The 7823-nt window shown below is 37.4% G+C and carries 7 protein-coding genes; 1 reads left to right on the forward strand and 6 read right to left on the reverse strand.

Going from position 1 to position 7823, the window contains the following annotated elements; genetic code table 11:
- Window positions 1–193, reverse strand: a 193-nt coding sequence (locus B4D49_RS00760; protein ID WP_286782888.1) for a DNA gyrase subunit A, incomplete at its 3' end; no start/stop codon positions are given.
- Between the two features lie 349 nt (window positions 194–542).
- On the opposite strand from B4D49_RS00760, the gene B4D49_RS00765 reads away from it, so the two are divergent.
- Window positions 543–1532, forward strand: a complete 990-nt coding sequence (locus tag B4D49_RS00765; RefSeq protein WP_132869900.1) for an L-lactate dehydrogenase — start codon at window positions 543–545, stop codon at window positions 1530–1532.
- A gap of 52 nt (window positions 1533–1584) precedes the next feature.
- Here the strand turns inward: B4D49_RS00765 and nox are convergent, their stop codons facing one another.
- From nox to B4D49_RS00790, 5 genes are all read right to left on the reverse strand, one after another.
- Window positions 1585–2952, reverse strand: coding sequence for a H2O-forming NADH oxidase (gene nox, locus B4D49_RS00770; RefSeq protein ID WP_199543917.1), 1368 nt, complete (start codon window positions 2950–2952; stop codon window positions 1585–1587).
- Between the two features lie 108 nt (window positions 2953–3060).
- Window positions 3061–4017: an ABC transporter permease gene (locus B4D49_RS00775; protein ID WP_132869553.1), complete on the reverse strand. Its 957-nt coding sequence runs from the start codon at window positions 4015–4017 to the stop codon at window positions 3061–3063.
- Between the two features lies 1 nt (window position 4018).
- The gene (locus B4D49_RS00780; RefSeq protein ID WP_132869554.1) at window positions 4019–5071 is read right to left on the reverse strand and encodes an ABC transporter permease; all 1053 of its coding nucleotides are present in this window, start codon (window positions 5069–5071) and stop codon (window positions 4019–4021) included.
- Window positions 5064–6608, reverse strand: coding sequence for an ABC transporter ATP-binding protein (locus tag B4D49_RS00785; protein ID WP_286782889.1), 1545 nt, complete (start codon window positions 6606–6608; stop codon window positions 5064–5066). The genes B4D49_RS00780 and B4D49_RS00785 overlap by 8 nt, the downstream gene beginning before the upstream one ends.
- 145 nt (window positions 6609–6753) lie before the next feature.
- Window positions 6754–7818: a BMP family lipoprotein gene (locus B4D49_RS00790; RefSeq protein WP_132869556.1), complete on the reverse strand. Its 1065-nt coding sequence runs from the start codon at window positions 7816–7818 to the stop codon at window positions 6754–6756.
- Between the last annotated feature and the right edge of the window lie 5 nt (window positions 7819–7823).

The raw sequence follows: 7823 nt of genomic DNA on the forward strand, positions 1-7823 counted from the left end.
CAGATTTCTTATGAGGTTTATCTGGCGTCACACCGAGCTCATTCATTCCGTACAAGATACGACGATGAACTGGTTTTAATCCATCGCGTACATCAGGAAGAGCACGAGCAACAATAACAGACATGGCGTAATCAATAAAACTTGTCTTCATTTCTGAAGTTAGATTTACGTCAATTAAATTCTTATCCTGCATTAAGGAAAAACACTCCTTTTCTAGTGTAAAACTCAACTATATTATATCATAAATACTGCATTAAAACCACATCAACACTAATATCCTTTTACTCCTTTTTAACTGAATGTCAGATAAATTACCACTGCTTTTCATATGATTTTCAAAAGCAAAATACGACAAATATAAGTAAAATTTTTGTGAAAAATTCACTATTTTTTAGAAGGTAATATGACTAAATTCTCCTAAAAATATTGCTTTCTTCTTTTTTCAATTTTTTCCAATTAGTTCGTGACATTTCTCACTTAACGTGTTAAAATATTATTCGTATGGGCGTCAGCCTAAAAAAATTAAGGAGATGTTTAGATAAATGACTGCAACTAAACAACACAAAAAAGTTATCCTTGTTGGTGACGGTGCCGTAGGTTCTTCTTACGCATTCGCACTTGTAAACCAAGGAATCGCTCAAGAACTTGGTATCATCGAAATCCCTCAATTGTTTGACAAAGCTGTTGGGGATGCTGAAGACCTTAGCCACGCTCTTGCTTTCACTTCACCTAAAAAAATCTACGCAGCTAAATACGAAGACTGTGCAGATGCTGACCTTGTAGTTATCACTGCAGGTGCTCCACAAAAACCAGGTGAAACTCGTCTTGACCTTGTTGGTAAAAACCTTGCTATCAACAAATCAATCGTAACTGAAGTTGTTAAATCTGGATTCAAAGGAATCTTCTTGGTTGCTGCAAACCCAGTTGACGTCTTGACTTACTCTACATGGAAATTCTCTGGATTCCCTAAAGAACGCGTTATCGGTTCAGGTACTTCACTTGACTCAGCTCGTTTCCGTCAAGCTTTGGCTGAAAAACTTGATGTTGATGCTCGTTCAGTTCACGCATACATCATGGGTGAACACGGTGACTCAGAATTCGCTGTTTGGTCACACGCTAACGTTGCCGGTGTAAACCTTGAAAGCTACCTTAAAGACGTTCAAAACGTTGACGAAGCTGAATTGGTTGAACTTTTCGAAGGTGTTCGTGACGCTGCTTACTCAATCATCAACAAAAAAGGTGCTACATTCTACGGTATCGCTGTTGCGCTTGCTCGTATCACTAAAGCAATCCTTAACGATGAAAACGCAGTACTTCCACTTTCTGTATTCCAAGAAGGTCAATACGCTAACGTAACTGACTGCTACATCGGTCAACCAGCTATCGTTGGTGCACACGGTATCGTTCGTCCAGTTAACATTCCATTGAATGACGCTGAACAACAAAAAATGGAAGCTTCTGCTAAAGAATTGAAAGCTATCATCGACGAAGCTTTCTCTAAAGAAGAATTTGCTTCTGCTTGCAAAAACTAATTTCTAGTTTTTGAATAAAAAAGCTATCCCTTGGGATAGCTTTTTTTATTTACTATTTTGCATTCAAAGCAGCCATTGTAATGTAATTATATGGCTTATTGAAATGAGGCAAGAAGAATAAATCAGTAAGAGCGAGTTTATCAATTGTCACTCCTTCTTGGATAGCAAGTGAGAAAAGGTGAATTCCCAATGAAATATCTGCCATCGCCATCATTTGTGCACCTAAAATACGTCGACTAACTTTATCGTAAACGATTTTTAAAGTAACTTCAAAATTGTTTTTCTCAATAAAATCAGGCTTTTGTTTATCACTATACTCAACTTCTTCTGCATCGATACCTTTAGCTTTTGCTTTTTCGAGTGTTAACCCTGTTGAAACCATATTCAAGCCATAAATTGAAATACCATTTGAACCTTGGACACCAATCCCTTCAAGTTTATGACCACAAGCATTATGTGCAGCAACAATACCTGTTCTAACAGCGTTTGATGCAAGTGCAATATAGTCAGTTTCACGAGACGCATTGTTATAGATTGTTGCACAATCTCCAATTGCGTAAACATCTTGAGTACTTGTTTCTTGATTCTTATCAACTAGAAAGGCTCCATTTTTGAACAACTCAAGTTTACCACCAGCAAGGCCGGTGTTTGGTCGGAAGCCTACAGCAAGTATAACCATATCAGTTTGGTAAGTTGCCTTGTCAGTTATGATTTTTTCAACTTTCGTCTTACCAACAATTTCTTTTACGGTTTCACCAAAAGCCAGCTTAATACCATGTGTTTCTAGATTTTTAGCCATAATATCACTAAGATCTTCGTCATAATAGCCTGCTAAACAAGTATTAGCAACATCAATCAAAGTAACTTCTTTTCCTTTACGTTGGAACGCTTCAGCCAGTTCAACACCAATGTAACCTGCTCCTACAACAGCTACACGCGAGATATCTTTATCTTTTAACTTTTCAATAACATCTTGCGCATTTTGATATAATTTTACAAATTGGATATTTTCAAGTTCAGCTTCAAATTCTTGTGATCCCTCCTTTAAAGCTACACCTTTAATAGGTGGAATAATTGGTTGTGAACCTGTAGCAAATATTAACTTTTCATACGTTTCAAGATGTGGTTTACCGTCAACTAATGCAGTCACTGTTTTTTGCTCATAGTCAATTGATTCTACAGGAGAATTCATGTAAATTCTTGCACCTAATTGCTCAAGTTCTTCTTTATTTGAATAAAAAAGTCCTTCAGGTCCTGAAATTTGTTGACCAATCCATAAAGCCATACCACATCCCAAAAATGAGATATTAGAGTTTTGATCAAATACTACTACTTCGTTTTCTGAACCATAGTTAGTTAACATCGTTTTTATGCAAGCTGTACCAGCGTGATTTGCTCCAATAACAACAATTTTACTCATAGAAGTAACCTCAATTATATTATTTTATTAAGATAACTATATCACACATGTAAATCGCTTACAAATATTTAGCTTAAAAAAAGTTGGCTTCACACCAACTTTTTTTCTTTATTTAGATTTAATGTAGTTAACACCATCTGCTTTTGGCGCTACTGCTTTACCAAAGAACGCTGCCAAGACAATGATTGTCAATACATAAGGAGCGACTTTTAGGTAAACAGGTGGAATATTTGAGAAGAATGGTAATTGTGCACCGATAATAGCAAGTGATTGTGACAAGCCAAAGAATAAACTTGAAAGCATTGCTCCAACAGGATTCCAGCGACCGAAAATCATTGCAGCAAGAGCGATGAAACCAGGACCAGCGATTGTAGTAACCGCAAAGTTATTTGAAATGGTTTGAGCGTAGACAGCGCCACCAATTCCTCCAAGGAAACCTGAAATCATAACACCTGCATAGCGCATAAGATAAACATTGATACCAAGTGTATCAGCAGCTTGTGGATGTTCACCAACTGAACGTAGACGCAAACCAAAGCGTGTTTTGAAAATGATAAACCATGAGATGAATGACACCAAAATTGCTACATAAGCAACTAGAGATGTATTGTTGAAGAAGATTTTTCCGATAACAGGAATATCTTTTAAAATTGGGAATGAGAATCGCCCAAATGTTTGAGTGATTGTATCTGTTTGTCCTTTACCAAACAAGTAACGACATTGGAAAACAGCAAACGATGGGGCAATCAAGTTCAATACTGTACCAGACACAACATGGTCAGCACGTAGGTTGATGGTTGCTACTGCGTGAATAAGTGAATATAAAACACCTACTAATCCAGCAACAATTGAAGCAACCCATGGTGTTGCATGTCCAAAGACATCAGCATAACTGAGGTTGAAAAGAACACCTGAAAAAGCACCCATCACCATGATTCCTTCAAGGCCAACGTTTACGATACCACCACGTTCAGAGAACGTTCCACCGATACTTGTAAAAATCAATGGTGCAGAATAAATTAGCATGGAAGAAACTAATAGGGCTAACATGGTTGAAAAACTCATCTTACTTTCCTCCTTCTTCTTTTTTAGTTTTAATAAATTGACGAATTAGGTAATCAGCTCCAACAAAAAAGATAATAAATGCTGATACAACATCGATAACTTCTGATGGAATACCAATCATCCCTGTCTTACCAATAGCAAGAACGGCGTATAAAAAGGCAGCAAATGGAATACCTACAGCTGAATTCACAGCAAGAAGCGATACGGCCATTCCGTCCCAACCAATACTCAATGAACTTGTTTGTGAGTACACATTTCCAAATGTTCCAAGCCCTTCAACTGTACCACCTAGACCAGCCAACGCACCAGAAATAATCATTGAAACAACAATCAAATGTTTAGCTGACATACCAGCATATTCAGCAGCATGTGGATTAATACCTACAGAAGTAATTTCATAACCAAGCGTTGTTTTACGCATCATAAACCAAACAATTAGAACAGCAAGTAAAGCAATGAAAATACCAATATTGATACGTGAATTATCAGTCAAAGCTGACAACCACTCAGTTTGATAAGAAGCATTTTTTGAAACTTTGATTGTTGCTTCAGTTGTACGCATGATACTATCTGGGAAAACATCTTGAATCAAATATTGAGTTCCGTATAAGATAATGTAGTTCATCATGATCGTTACGATAACTTCACTTGTTCCAAGGAAAGCTCGTAAAATACCAGGAATTGCTCCTGCAATACCACCAGCAACAAGACCAACCAAAACAGTACAGATTACTGAAATTGGTTTTGGTAAATCTGGAAATGACAGAGCAAACCAAACTGACATTACCCAACCCATTAACGCTTGACCTGGAAGACCAACGTTAAAGAAGCCAGCTTTTGAAGCTACTGAGAAACCAAGGGCAATCAGGATAAGTGGACCCATTGCACGGAAGATTTCCCCAACATTTTTAACAGTACCAAAAGCTGTATAAAGCAAATCATTATAAGCCCAGAAAGGATTATATCCAAAGCAAAGCATAAGGATTGCTCCAAGCAACATTCCTAGGAACACTGCAATTAATGGAACAGCCCATTTTTGGGTTTTCTTAGACATTAACATTAGAATCCTCCTTTTCCACTTTTCCACCAGCCATCAAAATACCAAGTTCTTGTTTATTGGTTGTGGCAGGATCTAAGATACCTTGAATTTTACCATCATGAATAACGGCAATACGGTCGGAAACATCAAGGATTTCATCTAATTCAAAACTAATAACCAAAACGGCTTTACCCTTATCTCGTTCAGCAACCAAACGTTTACGGATATATTCAATGGCACCAACGTCAAGTCCACGAGTTGGTTGACTAACAATAAGCAAATCTGGGTTTCGATCGATTTCACGAGCGATAACAGCTTTTTGTTGGTTACCACCTGAAAGTGCACCACCCGAAACTAATTCACTTGCTGCACGGACATCAAATTCTTTCATCAACTTACGAGCATGTTCATTTAACTTATTATAGTTCATGAAACCATGTTTGCTAAATGGTTCTTTGTAGTAAGTTTGAAGGGCGATATTTTCAGCAATTGTCATGTCAAGAACCATACCATCACGATGACGATCTTCTGGGACATGTCCAACGCCAAGTTCTGTAATTTTACGAGGACGTTGATTTGTCATATCAGAACCTTTGATGAAGAATTGACCAGATTCAACTTTACGCAAACCTGTAAGAGCTTCAACTAATTCTGTTTGACCATTACCATCAATACCTGCAATACCAACAATTTCTCCTGCACGAACATCTAATGACAATTGTTTAACGGCTGGAACTCCACGGTTTTCGTTAACAACCAAGTCTTTGATTGAAAGAACGACATTTTTTGGATTGGCAGGAATCTTATCTGTTTTGAATGAAACAGCACGACCAACCATCATTTCAGCTAATTCATTACTTGTCGAATCAGCAACTGGAACTGTTTGAATTGATTTACCGTGACGAATAACTGTTACGCGATCTGCAACCGCACGAATTTCATCCAATTTGTGTGTGATTAAGATAATTGATTTTCCTTCTTTAACCAAATTACGCATAATGTCGAGCAATTCAGTAATTTCAGAAGGCGTTAGAACAGCAGTTGGTTCATCAAAGATAATAATATCAGCTCCGCGGTAAAGTGTTTTTAAGATTTCAACACGTTGTTGCGCACCAACTGAAATATCAGAAATTTTGGCAGATGGATCAACCGCTAAACCGTATTTCTCAGACAGTTCTTTAATTTCTTTACTAGCTTTTTTAAGGTCAAGAACACCTGCGCCTTTTGTGACTTCATTACCTAAGATAATGTTTTCAGCAACTGTAAAAGCCTCTACCAACATAAAGTGTTGGTGAACCATTCCGATACCCATCTTAGCAGATTTAGATGGTGAATCTAATGTTGCTTCTTCACCTTTTACTAAGATTTGACCACTTGTTGGTTGTAAAAGACCAGCAAGCATATTCATCAAAGTCGATTTACCGGCTCCATTTTCTCCAAGAAGAGCGTGGATTTCACCTTTTCTGACTTGTAAATTAATATGGTCATTTGCGACAAAATCACCGAATTTTTTGGTAATCTCACGCATTTCTATGACGTTTTCTTGTGTCATGTGTGATCCCTTTCAGTCTAATAATAATTTTTAGGTCAGTTAAGCCCATTAAAAGACCTTTAATGAACTTAACTGAGATAAAAATAATTTTTATCTCAGCCCCTGAAAAAAGGCGACCAATTTGGTCGCTTTTTCATAAGAGCGATTATTTGTTTACGCCATCGTCAACTTTGACTTCGCCTTTGATAACTTTATCTTTTGCAGTTTCTACAGCAGATTTAATGTTATCAGGAAGGTTTTTAGTAACAAGATCTACACCACCGTCTTTAAGGCCGTATGTTTTAGTTGTGTTACCGTCAAATTTATCACCTTTAAGTTGATCATTAGCGATATCTTTAACAACTTGACCTACTTCTTTGATTGTTGAAGTCAAAACGAAGTTTGATTTCACTTTATCAGATGAAGTGTAGTTACCTTCTTCAGTTTGGTCACGGTCTACACCAATAACCCAAACTTTTTTGTCGCTATCAGCAGGCAATTTTTCATTGATTTCTTTAGCTTGTGAGAAGACACCAGTACCTGAACCACCAGCAGCATGATAGATTACATCTGCACCGCTAGCATACATTGTTGCAGCGATTGTTTTACCTTTAGCAGAATCAGAGTAAGAACCAGCATATTGAACGTCAACTTTGATTGAACTATCAACTGAAGCAACACCTTCTTTGAATCCAGTTTCGAAACGAGTGATTGTATCAGATTCAACACCACCTACGAAACCAACGTGTTTAGTTTTTGTTTGCATTGCTGCAGCGATACCTGCAAGGTAAGCACCTTCGTTATCAGCGAACAATACACTTTCAACATTTTTGTGGTCTGCTACAACGTCATCAATGATAACATAGTTTGTTTTTTCATTTTGTGGAGCAGCTTCATCAACAGCATCGTGAAGGTTGTAGCCAATTGCAAAAACAAGGTTGTAGCCGTTTGAAACAGCTGAATCAAGGTTTGTTGCATAGTCTGACTCACTATCAGATTGGAAGTAAGTGTAGTCAGTATCTTTTTTCAATTTGTTTTCTTTACCCCAAGCTTGCATACCTTCCCAAGCAGATTGGTTAAATGATTTATCATCAACACCACCTGTATCAGTTACGATAGCAGCTTTAACGCTTGAATCTGAGCTAGAGCTAGATGAATTTGAACGGCTACAAGCACCAAGAGCCAATGTTGCTACTGCAGCAAGTCCAAGACCAACAATTTTCTTGTTCATGAAAA

Source organism: Streptococcus sp. UBA4344 (assembly GCF_002393675.1).
Classification (GTDB): domain Bacteria; phylum Bacillota; class Bacilli; order Lactobacillales; family Streptococcaceae; genus Streptococcus; species Streptococcus vicugnae.